This window comes from Acidovorax sp. 106 (assembly GCF_003663825.1).
Lineage (GTDB): Bacteria > Pseudomonadota > Gammaproteobacteria > Burkholderiales > Burkholderiaceae_C > Acidovorax.
In genome coordinates this window covers 3044096-3062353 of sequence record NZ_RCCC01000001.1, presented here as the reverse complement: position 1 = coordinate 3062353, position 18258 = coordinate 3044096, and the positions used below count along the sequence as shown (strand labels likewise).

Annotated in this window: 16 protein-coding genes; 7 read left to right on the top strand and 9 right to left on the bottom strand. The window is 63.6% G+C overall.

All coding sequences use genetic code 11. The annotated features are described in order from the left end of the window. The first annotated feature begins 37 nt into the window (after positions 1-37). Positions 38-880 carry a BPSS1780 family membrane protein gene (locus tag C8C98_RS13635; protein WP_121454723.1) on the top strand — a complete coding sequence of 281 codons (843 nt, stop codon included), beginning with the start codon at positions 38-40 and terminating at the stop codon, positions 878-880. Continuing rightward, positions 837-1643: an iron dicitrate transport regulator FecR gene (locus tag C8C98_RS13630; protein WP_121454722.1), complete on the top strand. Its 807-nt coding sequence runs from the start codon at positions 837-839 to the stop codon at positions 1641-1643. Before C8C98_RS13635 ends, C8C98_RS13630 begins: the two co-directional genes overlap by 44 nt. Before the next feature lie 298 nt (positions 1644-1941). Here C8C98_RS13630 and C8C98_RS13625 read toward each other — a convergent pair whose 3' ends face one another. Further along, the gene (locus C8C98_RS13625) at positions 1942-4158 is read right to left on the bottom strand and encodes a PhoX family phosphatase (RefSeq protein ID WP_121454721.1); all 2217 of its coding nucleotides are present in this window, start codon (positions 4156-4158) and stop codon (positions 1942-1944) included. A 433-nt stretch (positions 4159-4591) separates the two neighbouring features. Here C8C98_RS13625 and C8C98_RS13620 point away from each other — a divergent pair, with 433 nt between their 5' ends. The 4 genes from C8C98_RS13620 (at position 4592) to C8C98_RS13605 (ending at position 9852) form a co-directional block, all read left to right on the top strand. Beyond that, complete coding sequence (locus tag C8C98_RS13620; RefSeq protein ID WP_199726594.1) at positions 4592-5797, top strand: imelysin family protein; 1206 nt, start codon at positions 4592-4594, stop codon at positions 5795-5797. 2 nt (positions 5798-5799) lie between these two features. Beyond that, entirely contained in the window at positions 5800-7281 is a 1482-nt protein-coding gene (locus tag C8C98_RS13615) for a di-heme oxidoredictase family protein (RefSeq protein WP_121454719.1), read from the top strand. A gap of 164 nt (positions 7282-7445) precedes the next feature. Beyond that, on the top strand, positions 7446-8561 hold the full coding sequence (locus C8C98_RS13610; RefSeq protein WP_121456256.1) for an imelysin family protein: 1116 nt from the start codon (positions 7446-7448) through the stop codon (positions 8559-8561). Then, complete coding sequence (locus C8C98_RS13605; RefSeq protein ID WP_121454718.1) at positions 8551-9852, top strand: DUF1513 domain-containing protein; 1302 nt, start codon at positions 8551-8553, stop codon at positions 9850-9852. The genes C8C98_RS13610 and C8C98_RS13605 overlap by 11 nt, the downstream gene beginning before the upstream one ends. Positions 9853-10057: 205 nt before the next feature. On the opposite strand, the gene C8C98_RS13600 is transcribed toward C8C98_RS13605, so the two are convergent. The 5 genes from C8C98_RS13600 to C8C98_RS13580 all read right to left on the bottom strand — a co-directional run bounded on the left by C8C98_RS13600 (position 10058) and on the right by C8C98_RS13580 (position 14455). After that, positions 10058-11197 carry a putative zinc-binding metallopeptidase gene (locus C8C98_RS13600; protein WP_121454717.1) on the bottom strand — a complete coding sequence of 380 codons (1140 nt, stop codon included), beginning with the start codon at positions 11195-11197 and terminating at the stop codon, positions 10058-10060. A gap of 215 nt (positions 11198-11412) precedes the next feature. After that, on the bottom strand, positions 11413-11730 hold the full coding sequence (locus tag C8C98_RS13595) for a BON domain-containing protein (RefSeq protein ID WP_121454716.1): 318 nt from the start codon (positions 11728-11730) through the stop codon (positions 11413-11415). Between the two features lie 153 nt (positions 11731-11883). After that, positions 11884-12249, bottom strand: a complete 366-nt coding sequence (locus C8C98_RS13590) for a hypothetical protein (RefSeq protein ID WP_370450399.1) — start codon at positions 12247-12249, stop codon at positions 11884-11886. 116 nt (positions 12250-12365) lie between these two features. Next, positions 12366-12530, bottom strand: a complete 165-nt coding sequence (locus tag C8C98_RS13585) for a DUF1328 domain-containing protein (protein WP_121456255.1) — start codon at positions 12528-12530, stop codon at positions 12366-12368. A 560-nt stretch (positions 12531-13090) separates the two neighbouring features. Beyond that, complete coding sequence (locus C8C98_RS13580; protein ID WP_121454714.1) at positions 13091-14455, bottom strand: CHASE3 domain-containing protein; 1365 nt, start codon at positions 14453-14455, stop codon at positions 13091-13093. Between the two features lie 123 nt (positions 14456-14578). On the opposite strand from C8C98_RS13580, the gene C8C98_RS13575 reads away from it, so the two are divergent. Further along, on the top strand, positions 14579-15211 hold the full coding sequence (locus C8C98_RS13575) for a response regulator transcription factor (protein ID WP_121454713.1): 633 nt from the start codon (positions 14579-14581) through the stop codon (positions 15209-15211). 201 nt (positions 15212-15412) lie between these two features. Here C8C98_RS13575 and C8C98_RS13570 read toward each other — a convergent pair whose 3' ends face one another. From C8C98_RS13570 to C8C98_RS13560, 3 genes are all read right to left on the bottom strand, one after another. Then, entirely contained in the window at positions 15413-15787 is a 375-nt protein-coding gene (locus C8C98_RS13570; protein WP_121456254.1) for a response regulator, read from the bottom strand. 144 nt (positions 15788-15931) lie between these two features. Beyond that, positions 15932-16687 (bottom strand): molybdopterin-synthase adenylyltransferase MoeB, encoded by a 756-nt coding sequence (locus C8C98_RS13565; protein ID WP_121454712.1) that lies wholly within the window; start codon positions 16685-16687, stop codon positions 15932-15934. A 78-nt stretch (positions 16688-16765) separates the two neighbouring features. After that, positions 16766-18202 (bottom strand): S41 family peptidase, encoded by a 1437-nt coding sequence (locus C8C98_RS13560; protein ID WP_121454711.1) that lies wholly within the window; start codon positions 18200-18202, stop codon positions 16766-16768. Between the last annotated feature and the right edge of the window lie 56 nt (positions 18203-18258).

The following is an 18258-nucleotide window of genomic DNA, read 5'->3' as shown; positions in this document are numbered from 1 at the left end:
CACACCGCCCGCCACGGACCACACCACCACCCACCTCATGAAACTCCACATCGTTCCCGCCAAGACTGGCTTCACCTGGGTCAAACTGGGCGTGCAAGCGTTCCGGCGCCAGCCCATGGCGCTGGCAGCGCTGTTTTTCATATCGTATGTTGCAATGAAGCTGCTGACCAGCGTGCCCGTGCTGGGCAGCATTGCCTCGCTGGTGCTGCTGCCGTCCGTCACGCTGGCCATGATGGTGGCCACGGGCGAATCCATCCAGGGCCACCGGCCCACGCCTGCGCTGCTGCTGGTCACCTTCCGCAAAGGCCGCCAGCACCTGCGCCACATGCTGCTGCTGGGCGTGCTGTACGCGCTGGGCTTTCTGGGCATCATGGGTCTGTCGGCACTGGTCGACGGCGGGCGCTTTGTGCAGGTCTACATGGACGGCATGCCGGTCACTGCGCAAATGGCGTCGGACCCCAGCTTTCAGAAAGCCATGTGGCTGGCCACCCTGCTGTCCCTGCCCTTGTCACTGCTGTTCTGGCATGCGCCAGGCTTGGTGCACTGGCATGGCATTCCGCCCATCAAAGCCTTGTTCTTCAGCATGATGGCCTGCGTGCGCAACGCCGGGGCCTGTCTGGTGTTCCTATTCACCTGGCTGGGCATTGGGGTGCTGGGCGCGCTGTTGATCAGCATCATCTCACTTCTGCTAGGCCTGGGACTAGGTGATGAAAGCATTGGCAGCATGCTGCTCATATCGGCTGGCATGATGATGGCCACCATGATCCTGACCTGTGTGGTGTTTATCTTCAGGGACTGCTTTGAGCCGCCCGAGAGCCTGCTGCACGAGGCACCCCATGACACACCACCCTCCGACGCCCCAACTGCTGGGCCGAACTGAAGACGAGCTGCGCTGGCACCGGCGTCGCAGCCTGCTGCAAGCTGCCGCTGCATGGGCCACCACGGGTGGCTGGATGGCAGCGCAGGCGCAGTCCCGCAGCAACATCGTTGAGCTGCGCGGGGACGTGCTGCGCAATGGCCGGGCGCTGACGGCACACGACAGCATTGCCACGGGCGACCGCATTGAGACGGGCCCGGGCTCCACCGCCGTGTTTGCCGTGGGCAGCAGCGCCTTCATGCTGCGGCAAAACACGCGTGTCGCGCTCGAGGGCGACGGCAAGGGCGATGAGTCCACCACCGTCAAGGTGCTGCGTTTGCTGACCGGCGCAGCGGCCAGCGTGTGGGGCAAGGGCACAGACCGGCAAGTGGCCCTGCCCACCCTCACCGCAGGCATCCGGGGCACGGGGGTGTATGCCGAGGTGTTCCCCGAGCAGGCCCTGCGGGGCTATTTCTGCAATTGCTATGGCACGGTGGACCTGGCCGCTGGCAGCGAAAGCCTGCTCAGCCAGTCGGTGTACCACCAGTCGTTCTGGGCCGAGACCGCGCCGCGCAATGGCCGGCTGCTCACGCCTGCAGGCGCCATCAACCACACCGATGAAGAGATGGAGTTTCTGGCCAGCCTGATTGGCCAGCGCACGGCGTGGCAGATTGCCGGGCGCAAAGGCACCAAGGATGGCAGCGGGCAAATGCCCTACTCTGCGCCCGCTGGTGCGGCCAAACCGGGGCGCGCTGCGCCTGCGTACGGCGAAAACAGTCCCTACTGAGCGGATTCCTGAGCGAGCTACTGAGGGTTTCACTGCTCTGCAACGTAGGCCCCCCGCGCTCCCTGCTGATCCAGCATGACCCTACTCAAACCGTTCACGCGGAGCCTGTCGAAGCGCCGCGCAGGGCTTCGACAAGCTCAGCCTGAACGGATTTTTCAAGTTCAGTCCTGCTGAATCCAGCATCTCAGTCCCAAAAGCAAAAAGCCCGCAGGCCAGAGGATTGCCCAGTGAAGGCAACACCCTGGCCTGCGGGCCAGATGGGTCGATACGGTGATCGACCTCAGCGATCGCGTCCCGATCAGGTACCGATCATGCCGCCGTCGTTCTTGGTGATGACGATGGTGGCCGAGCGGGGGCGCTTGCCCGCGCCATAGCCTGCGTTGGCAGGCCACTGGCTTTGGTACTTGGTGGCATCTGCCACGTCGGCCATTTTGGTGGCTTCGCCGGGGTGCTGGATGTTCACAAAGATGGTCTTGCCATCAGGCGTTTCCGTCAAGCCGGTGATTTCACAGCCCTTGGGTCCGACCAGGAAGCGCTTGAGCGTATCGACCGTGGCAGCCTTGCCCACGGGGGTCACGATGTCCAGCTTGGAGCCATCGGCCTTGGTGTAGCTCAGGGTCTTCTTGCTGCCATCGCCCACCGAGCCGGGTACGGCGGCCATCATCATGCAGTTGCTCACGTCGGTGTAAGCGCCGTCATCGGTCTGGATCCAGCAGATGCCGCTGGACTTGCTGAAGGCCAGGCCATCGGGGCTGGAGAAGTCTTGGTCGGCCGTCAGGGCAGACAGGTTCACAAGAGTGGCGTCGGCAGTGGACTCGGCGCCAAACAGGTAGACGTCCCATGCAAAGGCGGTCACGGAGGCGCCTTCCTTCATGCGCACCAGGTGGCCGTTGGGGTTGCCAGTCTGGGCCGTGGTGCCCTTCATGTCTGTGTAGGCGCGTGGGTTGGCCGCATCAGGCAGGTATTGGCTGCTGGAGGGGTTGACGCTGCGGTTGCTGTTGTTGGTCAGCGTGAAATAGATCTCGCCGTTGGCGGGGTTCACAGCGTTCCACTCGGGGCGGTCCATCTTGGTGGCGCCCACGGCGTCGGCGGCCAGGCGGGTGTTGATGGCGATGTCTGCCGCGTCAGCAAACTTGTAGGTTGCGTAGGCGGCGATAGCGGTGTTCGACATCGCCAGCTCTACCCAGGTGCCCGTGCCATCGGCATTGAACTTGGCCACGTACAGCTTGCCGCTGTCCAGGAACTTGTCGCCCACGGCCATGGGGTCGGTGGGGTTGGCATCCGCAGCGGTCCACAGCGCGGTGGATACGAACTTGTAGATGTACTCACCACGCGAGTCGTCGCCCATGTACACCGACACGGGCTGGCCCACCACCACCTTGCCGAAGGCCGCGCTCTCGTGCGCAAAGCGGCCCAGGGCGGTGCGCTTTTTGGCGCTCACGGACTTGTTGTAGGGGTTGATCTCAACGATGTAGCCCATGCCGTTCATCTCGTTGCGATAGTCGTCGCTGCCGTTGGTGGAAGCACCGGTCTTGCTGTTGTTCCAGCGCACATACTTGTCGTCGGTGCCGCCGGTTTCCCAGCCGTGGCGCGATGCAGCGCCCTGGGCACGGCCATAGCGCTTGAGCGATGTCACGCTCTTGTCGTTGCCGCGTGCGGCATCGTCTGCAGCCGCGCGGGTGAAGTAGTTGGCCCAGTTTTCTTCGCCCGTGAGGAACGTGCCCCAAGGCGTCTTACCCGTGCCGCAGTTGTTCAGCGTGCCGCGGGTCATGATGCCTGTGGGGGAGTACTTGGTGATCAGCTGCGCGCTGCCGCGTGCGGGGCCCGACAACTCAATGGGGCTGTGGGGCGTGAGGCGGAAGTTGAACGCAGAGTTTTGCGCATAGGCCCACTTGCCTGCGGTCTTGGCCACTTCGATGACGGCGATGCCGTGCACTGCGGTTTCCTTGTCCACTTCTTCAGCGGGGCGTGGCAGCTTGGAGGTGCCGCCGTTGGCGTGCAGGAAGAAGGAAGACAGAACTTCGTCGGTGGTGGCTTCGTGGTTCAGGGCCAGCAGGCCGCGCTCGGTGGCGCTGTCGCTGCGCTTGCCGCTGGCGTCCAGGCCAAACCACTCCATGCCGTCGTGGTGATCACCAGCACGTTGCTCAAAGTTGGCATCCGTACCATCGTTCTTGTAGGCGGCAACGCCTGCCGCAATGGGGTCGCCCAGTGCAAACAGCACGCTGGCGGTGTAACCCGCTGGAATGCTCACCACATCGGCCAAGCTCTTGGACACGGCATTGAAGCCCAGCAGTTTGGGCGATGCCGCGGCACCGTCATCGTCGCCACCACCGCAGGCAGTCACGCCAAAGCCGGTCAGCAAAGCGGTGCCGACCGAGCCCACACCACCACGCAGCAAACCACGACGGGACAGGCGTGCGCCCAGCACCGATTCAAACGTGGGGTTGGCCGAGGTGTTGGAGTCTTCGTTGTTGAAATCGACGGCCTGTGCGGGCGCGTCCATGCGTTGTGTCATGGGGGTTTCCTTGCGGTAATGGTTTGTTTCACAAAACCTCTGGAGCGTAGAAATCCTTTGTGACACGGCAGTGACTGGTTCGTGACAGTTGGGGGCAGGGTTTGCCAATGCTTCCATGGCCAGGAAAGCATGCAAAACAACGGGCGGTGCCTTATCGAGGTGAAAGACCAACACCCGCTTGCGCCCCTGAATTACCTGAACCCCATGCATCTTTTGCAACAAACAAATACGAATCACTTTCATTTGTATAATCAAAATTCGCTCAGCCACAGGGCGCAACGCCCCCGTTTGCCTTTCAAGCAAAGGCGCTGCAAACCTGTGGCGACCACCCACCCGCCAAGGCCCTACAGCCCCACTGGCGGGCATTCACCTTGTCCGCGCCTGCCTGGGCTTGTGCCAGGCCACGGCCACTCCACCCTCAGGAAATATGCGCATGACTTCTTCCTTTGTGCCCTCTGCCCTTGCTGCTGCCATGATCGCAACGGCCTGCCTCTCATTGACGGCCCATGCACAAACCCCTGCGGCGGCAGTGGCCCCGGTGCAGGCTGCGGCCACCACGGCCCCGCAAGTCGTGGCGCACTACGCACACTTGGTGCACACCAGCTACAGCGACACCCTCACCGCTGCCAAGGCCATGCAAACGGCGGTGACAGCCTTCACCGCACAGCCCTCGGCCGCCACGCTGGCCGAGGCGCGCAAGACCTGGCTGGCGGCGCGTGAGTTTTATGGACAGACCGAAGCCTTCCGCTTTTACGGCGGACCCATCGACAACGACAACGGCCCTGAAGGCCGCATCAATGCCTGGCCCATGGACGAATCGTTTGTGGACAGCGTGCAGGGCAAGCCCAATGCGGGGTTGGTGAACAACCGCAAGTTCGTCATCAACAAAAAGAATCTGTCTGCCCAGAACGAGCGGGGCGGCGAGGAAAACATCGCCACCGGCTGGCACGCCATCGAGTTCTTCTTGTGGGGCCAAGACCTGTCCGAAACCGGCCCTGGCAATCGCAACTTTGAAGACTTTGTGGATGGCAAGGCCCCCAACGCCGACCGCCGCCGCCAGTACCTGAACGTGGTGACTGAGCTGCTCATTGATGACCTGACCACGCTGGTGAAGGCCTGGGCCCCGGACGCCAAGAACAACTACCGCGCGCGCTTCGTCAAAGGCAACCGCGAGTCGGTGCGCAAGATGTTGGTGGGCCTGGGCTCGCTGTCGCGCGGCGAGCTGGCCGGTGAACGGCTGGAGGTGGCCCTCAACAGCCAGGACCAAGAGGACGAGCACTCGTGCTTCTCGGACAACACCCACCGCGACGCGGTGACCAACGCCAAGGGCATTCAAAACGTATGGATCGGCCAGTACCAGCAGGCCGACGGCACGGTGCTCATGGGCCCATCGCTGCGCGACCTGGTGGCCGCCAAGGACGCGGCCCTGGCCGAAAAGACCACCCAACAAATCGCAGCATCGGTCGCTGCGGCCGAGGGTATTCAGGCGCCGTTTGACCGCGAAATCATCGGCGGCAAGGAAGCGCCGGGCCGCCAGCGCATCCAGAAAGCCATCGACAGCCTGACGCAGCAAAGCAAGGACCTGGTTGCTGCAGCCAACGCCATTGGCATCACCAAACTGACGCTGGTTCAGCCTTGAGCATGCAGATTCCGCAAGCCATTCGCCGCCAACGCGCCGTGCGCCTGGCCGCAGCCAGCACCGGGATCGCCGCCCTCGCCTGCCTGAGCGTGGGCCTTTTGACGGCCGCGCCCCAGCCCGACCCCTTGGGTGAAAAAACGGGCGGCGACACCACGGTGTTTGCCACGGGGCGCAATGCGTTCTCGTTCCCCGCCGCCAACTTGAGCGATGAGGAGCGCACACGCTTTGTCATTGGCAACTCGTTCTTTCGCCGCAATTGGGTCGAGGCCCCTGCCTCCACCAAAGCCCGCGACGGGCTGGGCCCGCACTTCATTGCGCGGTCATGCGGTGGCTGCCATGTGCAGGACGGCCGGGGTGCACCACCCGAAATATTCAACCGCCTGGGCGAGACCAAAGACCCGACGGTGGCGCTGCTGATTCGCCTGTCCATCCCCGGTGCGGATGCCCACGGCGGGCCCAAACACGAGCCCACCTACGGCGACCAATTCAACAACGCCGCCATCCAAGGCGTGAAGCCTGAGGGCCGCGTGACGCTGCGCTACGACACCGTCAAAGGCAAGTTTGCGGACGGCACGCCCTACGCGCTGCAAAAGCCCGTGTATGGCTTTGCCGACCTGGGCTACGGCCCCATGCACCCCGACGCGATGCTGAGCCCGCGCATTGCGCCGCAGATCATCGGCGTGGGCTTGCTTGAAGCCATTGCCGAGACAGACATCCTGGCCAACGCAGCCGACCAGGCTGCTGCCGCAGGCCCCATCAAGGGCACACCCAACCAGGTGTGGGACGCACCCTCAGGCCGCATGATGCTGGGCCGCTTTGGCTGGAAGGCCAACGTGGCCACCATTGCGCACCAGACGGGCGGCGCCTTTGTGGGCGACATGGGCATCACCTCGCGCCACTTTGCCACCGAGGCCTGCACCCCCGCGCAAAAAGACTGCCTGGCTGCGCCCAGCGGCCAAAGCGCTGCGGTGCAAGGGCAGCCCGGCGTAGAGATTGACGACAAGACGCTGGCCGACGTGATCTTCTACCAGGCCACGCTGGCACCGCCTGCACGCCGCAGCGTCAACGATGCCCAGGTGCTGCGCGGCCAGGCCTTGTTTGCGCAAGCCCAGTGCGCCACCTGCCACCGGCCGAGTTACGTCACGCAAAGCGGCCCCTTCCCGCACCTGACGAGCAAGGCCCTGAGCGGCCAGCGCATCTGGCCCTACACCGACTTGCTGCTGCACGACATGGGCGAGCGCCTGGCCGATGGCCGCCCCGACTTTGGCGCCAATGGCCGCCAGTGGAAGACCCCGCCGCTGTGGGGCACCGGTCTCATCAAGGACGTGAACGGCCACACCCGCCTGCTGCACGACGGCCGCGCCCGGGGCGTGCTGGAGGCCGTGCTGTGGCACGGTGGCGAGGCCGAGGCAGCCAAGGACCAGGTGCTCAAGATGAAGAAGGCTGACCGCGAAGCGCTCGTGAAATTTGTGGAATCGCTATGACGGATAACCCCCACGCTCCGCCGCTGCGCGGGTCGCTACCCCCCGAGGGGGATGCGTTTTCATCTTGGGGCGGCCCGGCGATGGCAACCCACCCCCACGCTCCACCGCTGCGCGGGTCGCTGCCCCCCGAGGGGGATGCGTTTTCATCTTGGGGCGGCCCGGCGATGAAAACATCCCTCTTTGCAATCGCCCTGCTGGTGGCCGCCGTGTCGCCCTTGGTGGCGCAGGCACAGTCTGGTACACGCACCGCGCCCCCCGCTCCCACATGGCAGCGCGAGGCCGTGCCGTTTTACGACACGGTGCACGCGCTGCAAGGCATCTACGGCCACTGGGCCCTGCCCCGAGCCCAGGCGTTTGACCGCAGCGCGCAGGCACTCACCAACGCGATGGCGGCAATGTGCAGTGGCAACGCGGACAACAACGCATCCAAGGCCGCACTGCAGTCGGCCCGCAACGCGTGGCTGGGCACCACCCGCGCTTGGGAAGAACTCTCGGCCATCGCCATCGGCCCGGTGATTGCGCGCCGCACCCAGCGCGCCATCGACTTCGCCCCCACGCGCCCGGCCCTGATTGAAAAAGCCATCCAGGCGCAACCCCAGGGAGCCACGGCGTTTGAACGCATAGGCACCCCCGCCAAAGGCCTGCCAGCGCTGGAGTGGCTGCTGTGGACGCGCCCTGCCCAGCCCAACACCCCTGCCTGCGGCTATGCGCATGAAGTGGCCTTGGATGTGGCCCGCGAAGCCACCGCTGTGGCTGCCGACTTTGCCCGCACTGCGGCCAGTGACTGGGGTGCCGAGGAACAGCAAGAGCAGTCCACCCAGGCCATGAGCGAATTCGTGAACCAGTGGGTGGGTGGCATTGAGCGCCTGCGCTGGGCGCACATGGAAAAGCCCCTGCGCGCAGCCCAGGGCAGCAAGCCGCCGGAGTACCCACGCAGCGCCAGCCAAGACACGCTGGCCGCCTGGGCCGCCACCTGGAAGGGGCTGAGCACCGTGACGCAGCAAAGCGCCCAGGCGCCCACACCTGCCCCCGGCGAAGCGCTGGTACCGCTGGAGACCTACCTGCGCGGCAAGGGGCTGAACCCGCTGGCCGACAAGCTCCACCAGGCGGCGCAGAAGGTGGATGCCTCGATGGCGCAGGTGCAAAAGGCCGGGGTCAAAGGCAAGCCCGCCATCCAGCAGGCTGCGCGCGATCTGGCGGCGCTCAAGTTCCTGGCCGAGTCGGAAGTGGCGCCTGCGCTGCAGGTGAGCATTGGCTTTTCAGATGCCGATGGGGATTGAGCCCACAGCAACTACGGGCCAGACTGCGCCAGCGGCCCTGCGGCGCCGCACCGCTCTGGCCCTGCTGGCAGGCATTGGGGGGTGGAGCCCCTGGGCGCTGCTGCCCGGCGCAGCGCAGGCTGCAACAGCCAGCACCCGCCCCAACAACGCCACCCACACCAACAGCGCCACCTTGGCCGCGGCGTGGGAGGCGCAGGGCAGTTTTCACATCGGGCTGCTGTCGGTGGCGGGCCTGCAACTGCGCGTGCAAGCGGCGTTGGAAGTGCCCTCGCGCCCCCACGGGGTGGTCGCCTTGCCCGATGGATCGGTGCTGGCCGTGGCCCGCCGCCCTGGTGACTGGATGGTGCGCTGGCACCCGGGCCGCCACACGGCGCCGCTGTGGCGGTGGCAGACCACCGAGGCTGCGTTTCCAGACCGTACCTTCAACGGCCATGTGCTGGCGGGCCCAGACGGCCAAACGCTCTACACCACCGAGACCGACGTGGAAACCGGCGCCAGCCTGGTGGGCGTGCGCGATGCGCGCACGCTGGAGAAAGTGGCCGAATGGCCAACCCATGGCATGGATGCGCACGAGCTGATCTGGGACCGCCACAGCGCCAGCAGCAAAACCGGCGCCCCCACCCTCATCGTGGCCAACGGTGGCGTACCCACCGCCCCCGAAACCGGCCGTGCCAAGCGCGACATGCACCGCATGGATTCATCGCTGGTGCGGCTGGATGGCACCACCGGCGAGTTGCTGGGCCAGTGGCGCCTGGACGACCCGCGCCTGAGCCTGCGCCACCTGGCCTGGAACCCGGCGGGCACGCTGCTGGGCATTGCGCTGCAGGCTGAGCACGATGACCCGGCCCTGCGCCACGCCGCCCCCGTGCACGCCCGCTTTGATGGGCAGGCACTGCATGCACAGCCCCAGGTGGGCCATGCAGCACAGGCTGGAGTCAGTGCGCTGGTGGAGGCGCCCGTGCCCCCTGTGCAAGCGCCGACCAACTTGCAGGGCTATGGCGGCAGCATTGTGGCCACGCCCGAGGGCTGGGCCGTGAGCTGCCCCAAGGCAGGCTGCGCAGTGCTGTTCAATGCCGAAGGGCTGCGCACTGGGCAGATTGCGCTAACGGAAGTGTGCGCGCTGGCATCCGACGGGGCCCGGCTGTGGGCCGGTGGCCTGGGCCAGAGCCTGTTGCACCAGCGGGTGCCTGGCGCATCTGGGGCACGTGAAAGCACGCAGACATACACCCACCCAGGCGCGTTGCACCAGGCCAGGCTGGACAACCATTGGGGACTGGTCCGAGCCGTCTGAAGTCACGCGCCACCTCTCACCCATAACAAAATGGCCTGATTGGCGACCTGCCTCAGACGCCTTCTCGTCCCCACCCGTTCGGGCTGAGCCTGTCGAAGCCTTGCACGCACGCGGCAAGCCCTGGCTTCGACGGGCTCAGCCCGAACGGATGGAGTGGTATCTGAGGCAAGTATCTAATCAGGCAAAATAGGCCTCTAGCGCTTTATCAATAAGCGCTAGCAGCTATTTTTTTAATAGCAAATTCACTGCATGTCGCTGCGACGGGTGCCAGCCGCACAGACTGCACAAGCTCGTGCACAAACCGGAGCTTGCCCATGGCCCCGGCCGATAAGGCAAACGGGTAGGCATCGCTTTGCCCCAGGCTGCGGTTCAGGCTGTTGAGCAGCAGGGTCAGCGGCACCCATTGGCGCACCATGTCGTCAAACCCCGGCGGCGGGGTGCCAAAGGGGTCTTGCATGCTGTGCAGCCAAGAGGCGTGCGGCTCGGGCACCATCACCGTGGTTTGGTAGCTGGCAGCGGTTTCCAGCAAGTCCACCAGGTGCAGGTAGTGCGCCCAGGTCTCGGCCCAATCTTCCCAGGGGTGCGCTGACGCATAAGCGCTCACATGGCGCTGCGCCCAGTCGCCCAGGTCGTTGCCCTTGGCGTAGTGCGCGCTCAGGGCCTGGGCGTAGTCTTGCCGCTCGTCGCCAAACACGCTGCGAAAGGCATCGAGCCTGCCGCCATCGCGTACCAGTTGGTCCCAGTAAAAATGCCCTGATTCGTGCCGCAAGTGGCCAATCAGCGTGCGGTAGGGCTCACCCAATGCAATGCGCCGACGGGCGCGCTCGTCGTCATCGGCCTCGGCCACATTCAGGGTGATGGTGCCACCCAGATGGCCTGTCAGCACCTCTGGGCCGCCGGGCCAGTCGGCCAGAAACTCAAACACGGGGCCCGATCGGCCTGGCACGGGCTCCAGCCCCAGGCGCGCCAGGGTGTAAAAAAGCTGCCTTTTGGCGGCCTCGACCTGCTGCCAACGCCCCAGGTTGGCGGGCTCGGAGAGGTCTGGCAGCACGCGCGTCTGGCGGCACGAGACGCACAGCGGCGAATAGTCATTGGCCGGCACGGCAAAGTTGCAGGCACCGTGGGCCGTGCGGTTGTGGCACATGCGGTAGAGCTTGCCGCTGTGGGCCGAGCCGCCACGCTCGCCCATGCGCCGCCACAGGTCAGGGCCGTCCTGAGGAGCAGGGGTCAGCGCCGCCATGCTGAGCTGGTCGGGCACAAAAGCCAACGTGCTGCCGCAGTGCAGGCATTGCACGCTGTCAAAAAAAACCAGGTGACCGCAGTGGTCGCAATTGAATACGCGCATGGTGCCGAAGCTTACCCCTTGAGCAGGTTCGTCCGCACAACCCCCTGTAGCAAGCATGGGCCCATGCGGCAGGACTCTGGAAAAAACAAGCCCACCCGCTGCATGGCAACGGGTGGGCTTGCGATGAGCGACGGAGACTGCGTGGGCGCATGCGCCCGGTCGCTGATGGCACTGTGTGCCTTCGCAGCCCCTCGATCCGTCAAGGCATTACAACATCAAGGACGCACCACGATGCTGTTGCGCACTTCGCGCACATGCTTGGTGTTGCGGGCGATGTTTTCAGCCTGGTTCTTCTCGGCTTGCGACTTGGCAAAGCCAGACAGCTGGACGGTGCCGTTCAAAGTCTCCACGCTGATGGAGGTGGCGGACACGGTTTTGTCTTCCGCCATCTTGGCCTTCACGGCGGTGGTGATGCCTGCGTCATCGACGTAGGCACCCATGGTCTGCTGGTCTCGGGCCACGGAGCAACCCGTAGCGGCCAGAACGGTGATGCCGGTCACGGCAGCAAAAGCAAGGGCACGTGCGTATTTCATGGAGATTCCTTCGTTTGAGATTGGAGAACGCGGGTGCTGACAACACAATCAACCCACTGGCCTGTTGCACCCTCCGCGGCCAAGGGATTGAGGCTGGCGCAAAGGTACGTGCCATGCATGGCACCCGCCCCTGCGCCCGCAGAGAAAACCGATTCAATGCGCGCTGCTGCGGCGCGACAACCAAAGGGCCAGAGCCCCCAACGCCGCACCAGACGCCACGGCGATGGCCACCGATTTGCCTGGCTGCTGCGACACATAGCGCGAGGTGGCTTCAGAGGCGTGGCGCAGTTGGCGGCGCGCCTGGTCGCTGGTGTGGGCGCAGTAGTCAATGCTGCGCGCCGCCAAGTCCTGGGCACGCGAGGCCAGGTCCTGAATCGCGGGGCTGGCCTCCTCACGCAACTGACGCACCCGCTCTTGCGCCACATCCAAAGACCCATCGGCCAACGTGCGGGTGGCCTTCACGGCCTCTTCGGCGCTTTGCAGCACATCATCGGCCAGGTTGCGGGCGGCGTGGTTCATTTTGTCGGTAGTGGTTTGAAAGCTCATTGAAAACTCCTGAAGAGTGAAAGTGAAATGCGAGCCCCGCCAGGGGCACTAAGAATAGGGGCGCCTGTGCGCCTGAGGCTGTACCCGAATCAGCCCCGCTTGAGCAGGCCGAACACGAACGTCACCACGGCCATGATCACAAACACAAAGAACAAAATCTTTGCGATGCCCACGGCACCCGCGGCAATGCCGCCAAAGCCAAAAATTGCGGCCACCAGCGCGATCACCAGAAAAACAACTGCGTAATGCAACATCACCATCTCCCAAAAAGTGCCAGAGCGTTGCTGGCGGGTTAGGAACCTGACTAAAAGGCGCCTCCAACGCAGCGCCTGGCATGAAGGTCCGCAAGTCATTGCACACGTCCCACCAGCACATTGCGCATGTCTGCAAGCCCGGTTTGGTGTGCATGGAGTTGTGAAACAACACACTGGAGTCCACTGTAGGTCGCGCAGCCAGCGGCCGATGCCGGTAGCCAGCGCAGGCGCTTGTCAGCACGCAGACGGCCGGCTTGTAGGACAGGACCAGCCCAACACCCGCACAGAGCGGAATGGGATGGAGGAATCGCACCGAGAAAGATGCACGCCACAGCAGGCATGCCAGCAAACGCAGAGGGTGGCGCTGCTTGGGAGCGTCAGCAGGGGCTATGTTGGGGTGTGGGATGGACAGGAGGCACGGCCCCAGCGCGCGCTCCATAGCGCCAAGGAAGACGCTCTGCCGCCATCCCCCTCAGAGCACCAAGAACCTGTTCAAAGGTGCAATGCGAGCGCGAGCAAGCTCTGCCCCACCTGCCTCGGGCCAGAAAGAGTTCCGCAGTTCAGCGATGCAACGGCAGCACGGCCGACAGCAGCGTGCCGTTACCAGGGCTGGAATGCACGCTCAAGCGGCCGCCCGCCGCTTCTACCCGGTGGCGCATGCCTGCGAGACCGTGCGAAGAGACGCGCACGCTGGCAGGGTCAAAACCCGTGCCGTTGTCATGCACCTGCACCGCCACATGCTTGGGGTGGGCGTGCACCGACACCAGCACCTTGCTGGCCTGGGCGTACTTTCCAATGTTGGTCAGCGCCTCTTGCACCATGCGATAGACGGTCAACTGCGCGGTCCCTGGCAGCTCCACCTGCTCCAGGTTGGTTTCCACTTCAATGCCAGCGCGCTGCGCGTACTCACGGGTCAAAATTTCCAGCGCTGCCGTCAGCCCCAAGTGCGACAGGGACGACGGGCGGAGGTCTTCAATGATGCGGCGCTTGAGGGCGATGCCGCTGTTGAGCGTTTCGGTCAGATGCTTCAAGCGCTCTGCCACATCAGGCACGGTGGCGTCTATCTTGGACTTCAATCGCGCTACATCGAGCTTGGCAGCCGTAAGCAGTGCACCCAGTTCATCATGCAACTCGCGGGCCAGGTGGCCGCGCTCGTCCTCGCGCACCTGCTGCAAGTGGTTGGCCAGCTCTGACAGCGTGGCCGTGCGTTCGCGCACCAGGCCTTCGAGCCGGTCGCGCTCATGCTCCAGCAGCGCCTGCTCTCGCTGGCTAACCACCAGCAACGCATGGGCTTGGCGCAGGTACATGAAAAACGCCAGCAGGCCAATCGCCGTCACTGTTGCAATACCAATGCGCGAAAGCATCAGCGATTGCAGAATCTGCTCCTGCCCCAGCTTAACCTTGGCGGAACTGCGCTCAATCAGCGCATGGGCGTGTTTGCGGATTTCGTCCATGTTCTCGCGCCCCATGTCGGTATGCAAGACGAACTTCCACGCGTCCTCGTTACCTTGCCTTCGCAGCCGCAGGCTCAGCTCCATCTCGGCCAGCTTGCGCGACACCTGGCGCGACAGGTGGGCTACCTCTTGCAAATCTTCTTTCGAGTCTACAAACTGGTTGCGCAGCGTATCCAGGTGACTTTGCACCGCCGTCATGGCCCTGTCGTAGGGCTGCAGGTAGGTGTCATTGCCGGTGAGCAAATAGCCCCGCTGGCCCGTTTCCGCGTCCAGCATGCTTTGCAGCAAGCTGTTGACGGCAGCGCGCGTCACCTGCCACTGGCTCATTTGGCGCACAGCGTCCTGCGATCGCATGTGCCCCGTTTCATTGATACCCACCAATACCGCTGCGGCGAGCAGGGCCATCGGCAGGCTCAGCGCCATGCGCCGCACCTTGGGAAGCCAGCGCTGAAAGGTTGCTTGCAGTGTCATAGATTGGAATCAGGATAGAGTTTCATGGTCTGCGTGCTGCGCGCTATCGGCCAAGCAGCACCCGCCACAGGGTTTCAACATCTCACCGCAAGCGGCTTGTCCGCCCTTTTGAAAGAACGTTCAATGATCAAAATTGGCATTGTGGATGACCACGCAATTGTTCGCACCGGCTTGCGCCAGTTCCTGTCGGAGCATGTCGATCTGCGGGTGGAAGGCGAGGCATCCAATGGCCGCGAAGCCATCGACCTGGTGCGCAACCACGAGATCGACGTACTGCTGATGGACCTGTCGATGCCCGGCCAGAGTGGGTTGGATGCACTGGCCATGTTGCGCGCCAAGGCGCCAGACATGGGCATCTTGATCCTGAGCGGCTACCCCGAAGAGCACTACGCCATCAACCTCATCCGCCAGGGTGCCAGCGGCTATCTGAACAAGGAATGCGAGCCCTCCGAGATCGTGGAGGCCATTCGCGTCATCTCGCTGGGCAAGCGCTACCTCACGCCCACGGTGGCAGAACTGCTGGCGCAGCAACTCAACCGCAAAGACGATGCGCCACCGCACGAGCAGTTGTCCGAGCGCGAATTCCAAGTGTTTCTGAAGCTTGCCAAAGGCGAAACTGCTGGCGACATTGCCAAGGACCTGTCGCTGAGCGTCAAAACCGTGAGCACCTACCGCACGCGGCTGATGGAGAAAATGGCACTCTCGTCCAACAGCGACCTGACGTACTACGCGCTCAAGAACCAACTGATTGATTGAGAGGGAGGGCAGGATTTGCCTGCCCGATGGGCCATTGCCACTGGGGTCGCGCCGCGCCCAAGGCTTTGCCACAGACACGCAAGCCGCCATACAAGAGTCTCCAGCGCGTGAGGAAAGTAGCCCCCAACGATGGGCCACAGCGCTTGGGCGACAGTGCAAAAACGCAGTCAGCGCCACCGCAAGATCACTGCACAGCGCACCTCAAGAGCGGCTGCGTTCCACACAGTAATCCACCAGCGCGTCGATTTCGTTGGACTTGTCAAACACCGCATCCACGCCCAGTTGGGCGCAGCGCATACGGATGTCGGGGGTGGCGTAGTTGCTCAGCACCACCATTTTTTGATCGGGGTTGCGTGCACGGCAAGCCTCCAGCACCCCCAGGCCGCTGCCCTGGCGTAAGAAAAGATCCACAATTGCCAAGTCCCATTGGGCTGCGCGCTCTGTGAGCCAAGTCTTGCCTTCATCCTCGGTTTCGGCGAAACCTACTGGATCTATCGACGCAAGCTCTTCCAGAGTGCCAATGAGATTCTCTCGGATGGTGGCGTTGTCTTCAACAATGTAGGTACGGAGTTTCACAGGCTGGCCCAATGCTCTGGCCTACCACAAACGAGGTGCGGCCGAGCCCTTACTGTACGTGCATCTTTTTCACAATTTTGCCAGCCAGCACTGGCGCAGACTGTAGGAATATTCCTACTCCCTGGCCAATCGGCAGGCCTGTCGTTACTGGCCGCGATGGCCGCAAACCTTGCAGCTGCTGTCGCGGGGCACTTTCATCGTGCTCCATTCCATGCTGCGTCCTTCCAACATCAAAAGCCGCCCCGTCAACGCTGGCGCAGCCCCCGACACCAGCTTGAGCGCCTCGGCCGCCTGCATGGCACCTATCACCCCCACCAGCGGCGCAAATACGCCCATGGTGGAGCATTGCACCTCTTCAAAATCTGCGTCCGGCGCAAACATGCACGCATAGCAGGGCGACGCCGCATCGCGTGGGTCGAACACCATGATCTGGCCATCAAACCGGATCACCGCCCCCGCCACCAAAGGCACACCATGGCGAATGCAGGCTGCATTGACGGCATGGCGTGTGGTGTAGTTGTCGCTGCAGTCCAGTACCACGCTGGCCTGCGGCACCCAGGTGTCGAGCAGCGCTTCGTCGGCCTTCTGCTGCAGGGTCGTGATGTGCACATAGGGGTTGATGGCGTGCACCGCCTGCGCGGCCGACGCTACCTTGGGCTGCCCCACCCGGTCGGTGGTATGGGCAATCTGCCGCTGCAGGTTGGTCAGGTCGACCACATCGTGGTCTACCAGCGTGATGCGCCCTACCCCAGCAGAGCCCAAGTACAGGGCGGCTGGCGAGCCCAACCCACCGGCACCAATGACCAATGCATGCGCAGCCAGCACCCGCTCCTGTCCTTCAATACCTACCTCGTCGAGCAGGATGTGGCGCGAGTAGCGCAGCAGCTGTTCATCGGTCATTGTTTTCGTCCACCACGTTAAAAAGGCCGGGCTCCTTGCGGGAGCCCGGCCTTGTTCACACAGAAAACCAAGCAGGGCTTAGTTTTCCTTCTTTTCTTCCTTGCGCTCGGTCAGCGTCTTGCTCACCAGCACTTCGCGGCCCTTGAGCTTGTTGAGCGCCTGGGTGAGCTGGAAGTCCTTGTCGGTACCAAACTCGGGCAGCTTGCGCTCCGCCGCTGGCTTTTTGGCTTCTTCTTCCAGACGCTTGCGCGCTTCCTCGCGGGCCTTTTCGCGGGCTTCGTCCTTTTGCTCTTCGCCTTGGCCGCTGCCCAGGTGCTTGTCCAGGTCGGCTTCGCGCATGCGCAGGGCGGCAAACACATTGCCCTCTTCCGACTCATCGATCATGACGTCAGGCACGATGCCCTTGGCCTGAATGGACTTGCCGCTAGGGGTGTAGTAGCGGGCGGTGGTGAGCTTGATGCCCGTGTCCGGCCCCAAAGGCCGCACCGTTTGCACCGAGCCCTTACCGAAGGTCTGGCTGCCCATGATGGTGGCGCGCTTGTGGTCTTGCAACGCACCGGCCACAATTTCGCTGGCAGAGGCGGACCCCTCATTAACCAGCACCACCAGGGGCACCGTCTTGATGCCAGCAGGCAGGCGGCGCAGAGGGTCGCTACCGCTGCGGCGTTGGTAAAACTCGGGCGACGCCTTGTAAGTCGCTTTGCTCTCAGCCAACTGGCCGTTGGTGCTAACCACGGTCACGTTCTCAGGCAAGAAAGCGGCCGAGATCGCCACCGCCGCATCCAGCAAACCGCCGGGGTCGTTGCGCAAGTCCAGCACCAAGCCCTTCAGGTTAGGGTCTTGCTTGTAGACGTCTTCGACCTTGCGCACAAAGTCGTCCACCGTACGTTCCTGGAACTGAGACAAGCGGATCCAGGCGTAACCTGGCTCCATCACCTTGCCTTTGACGGACTGGGTCTTGATTTCTTCACGGATGATGGTCACCGGGAAGGAGCGGTTTTCGTCCTTGCGGAAGATGGTGAGCGTGACCTTGGTGTTGGGCTCGCCCCGCATGCGCTTGACCGAATCGCTGAGCGACAGGCCCTTGACGGCGGTGTCGTCGATCTTGGTGATCAGGTCGTTGGTCTTGAGCCCGGCGCGGAAGGCAGGTGAGCCTTCGATGGGGGACACCACCTTGATGAGGCCCTCTTCCTGCGTGATCTCGATGCCCACGCCCACAAAGCGGCCTGTAGTGCCTTCGCGGAATTCCTTGAACGACTTCTTATCGAAATACTGCGAGTGCGGGTCCAGGCTCGAGACCATGCCCGAGATGGCATCGGTCATGAGCTTTTTGTCATCCACAGGCTCGACATAGTCGGTCCTGACGAGGCCAAACACGGCAGACAGCTGCTGCATTTCTTCCAGCGGAAGCGGCACCATGGCGCCGCGTGCCACGGTCTGCAATGACACGGTGGTCAGCGCACCGGCCACCACACCTACCGACACCCATCCTGCAATTTTGAGTTTCTGGCCCATACAACACCTTTTACCGCTTCAATATACACCTTGGAAGGGCCGCGCCCGTCGCAGTT

Excerpts from the sequence above, each read along its gene's own strand:
- C8C98_RS13635 (WP_121454723.1), top strand. The coding sequence starts at position 38 with ATGAAACTCCACATCGTTCCCGCCAAGACTGGCTTCACCTGGGTCAAA.
- C8C98_RS13630 (WP_121454722.1), top strand. The coding sequence starts at position 837 with ATGACACACCACCCTCCGACGCCCCAACTGCTGGGCCGAACTGAAGAC.
- C8C98_RS13625 (WP_121454721.1), bottom strand. The coding sequence starts at position 4,158 with ATGACACAACGCATGGACGCGCCCGCACAGGCCGTCGATTTCAACAAC.
- C8C98_RS13620 (WP_199726594.1), top strand. The coding sequence starts at position 4,592 with ATGACTTCTTCCTTTGTGCCCTCTGCCCTTGCTGCTGCCATGATCGCA.
- C8C98_RS13615 (WP_121454719.1), top strand. The coding sequence starts at position 5,800 with ATGCAGATTCCGCAAGCCATTCGCCGCCAACGCGCCGTGCGCCTGGCC.
- C8C98_RS13610 (WP_121456256.1), top strand. The coding sequence starts at position 7,446 with ATGAAAACATCCCTCTTTGCAATCGCCCTGCTGGTGGCCGCCGTGTCG.
- C8C98_RS13605 (WP_121454718.1), top strand. The coding sequence starts at position 8,551 with ATGGGGATTGAGCCCACAGCAACTACGGGCCAGACTGCGCCAGCGGCC.
- C8C98_RS13600 (WP_121454717.1), bottom strand. The coding sequence starts at position 11,197 with ATGCGCGTATTCAATTGCGACCACTGCGGTCACCTGGTTTTTTTTGAC.
- C8C98_RS13595 (WP_121454716.1), bottom strand. The coding sequence starts at position 11,730 with ATGAAATACGCACGTGCCCTTGCTTTTGCTGCCGTGACCGGCATCACC.
- C8C98_RS13590 (WP_370450399.1), bottom strand. The coding sequence starts at position 12,249 with ATGAACCACGCCGCCCGCAACCTGGCCGATGATGTGCTGCAAAGCGCC.
- C8C98_RS13585 (WP_121456255.1), bottom strand. The coding sequence starts at position 12,530 with ATGTTGCATTACGCAGTTGTTTTTCTGGTGATCGCGCTGGTGGCCGCA.
- C8C98_RS13580 (WP_121454714.1), bottom strand. The coding sequence starts at position 14,455 with ATGACACTGCAAGCAACCTTTCAGCGCTGGCTTCCCAAGGTGCGGCGC.
- C8C98_RS13575 (WP_121454713.1), top strand. The coding sequence starts at position 14,579 with ATGATCAAAATTGGCATTGTGGATGACCACGCAATTGTTCGCACCGGC.
- C8C98_RS13565 (WP_121454712.1), bottom strand. The coding sequence starts at position 16,687 with ATGACCGATGAACAGCTGCTGCGCTACTCGCGCCACATCCTGCTCGAC.
- C8C98_RS13560 (WP_121454711.1), bottom strand. The coding sequence starts at position 18,202 with ATGGGCCAGAAACTCAAAATTGCAGGATGGGTGTCGGTAGGTGTGGTG.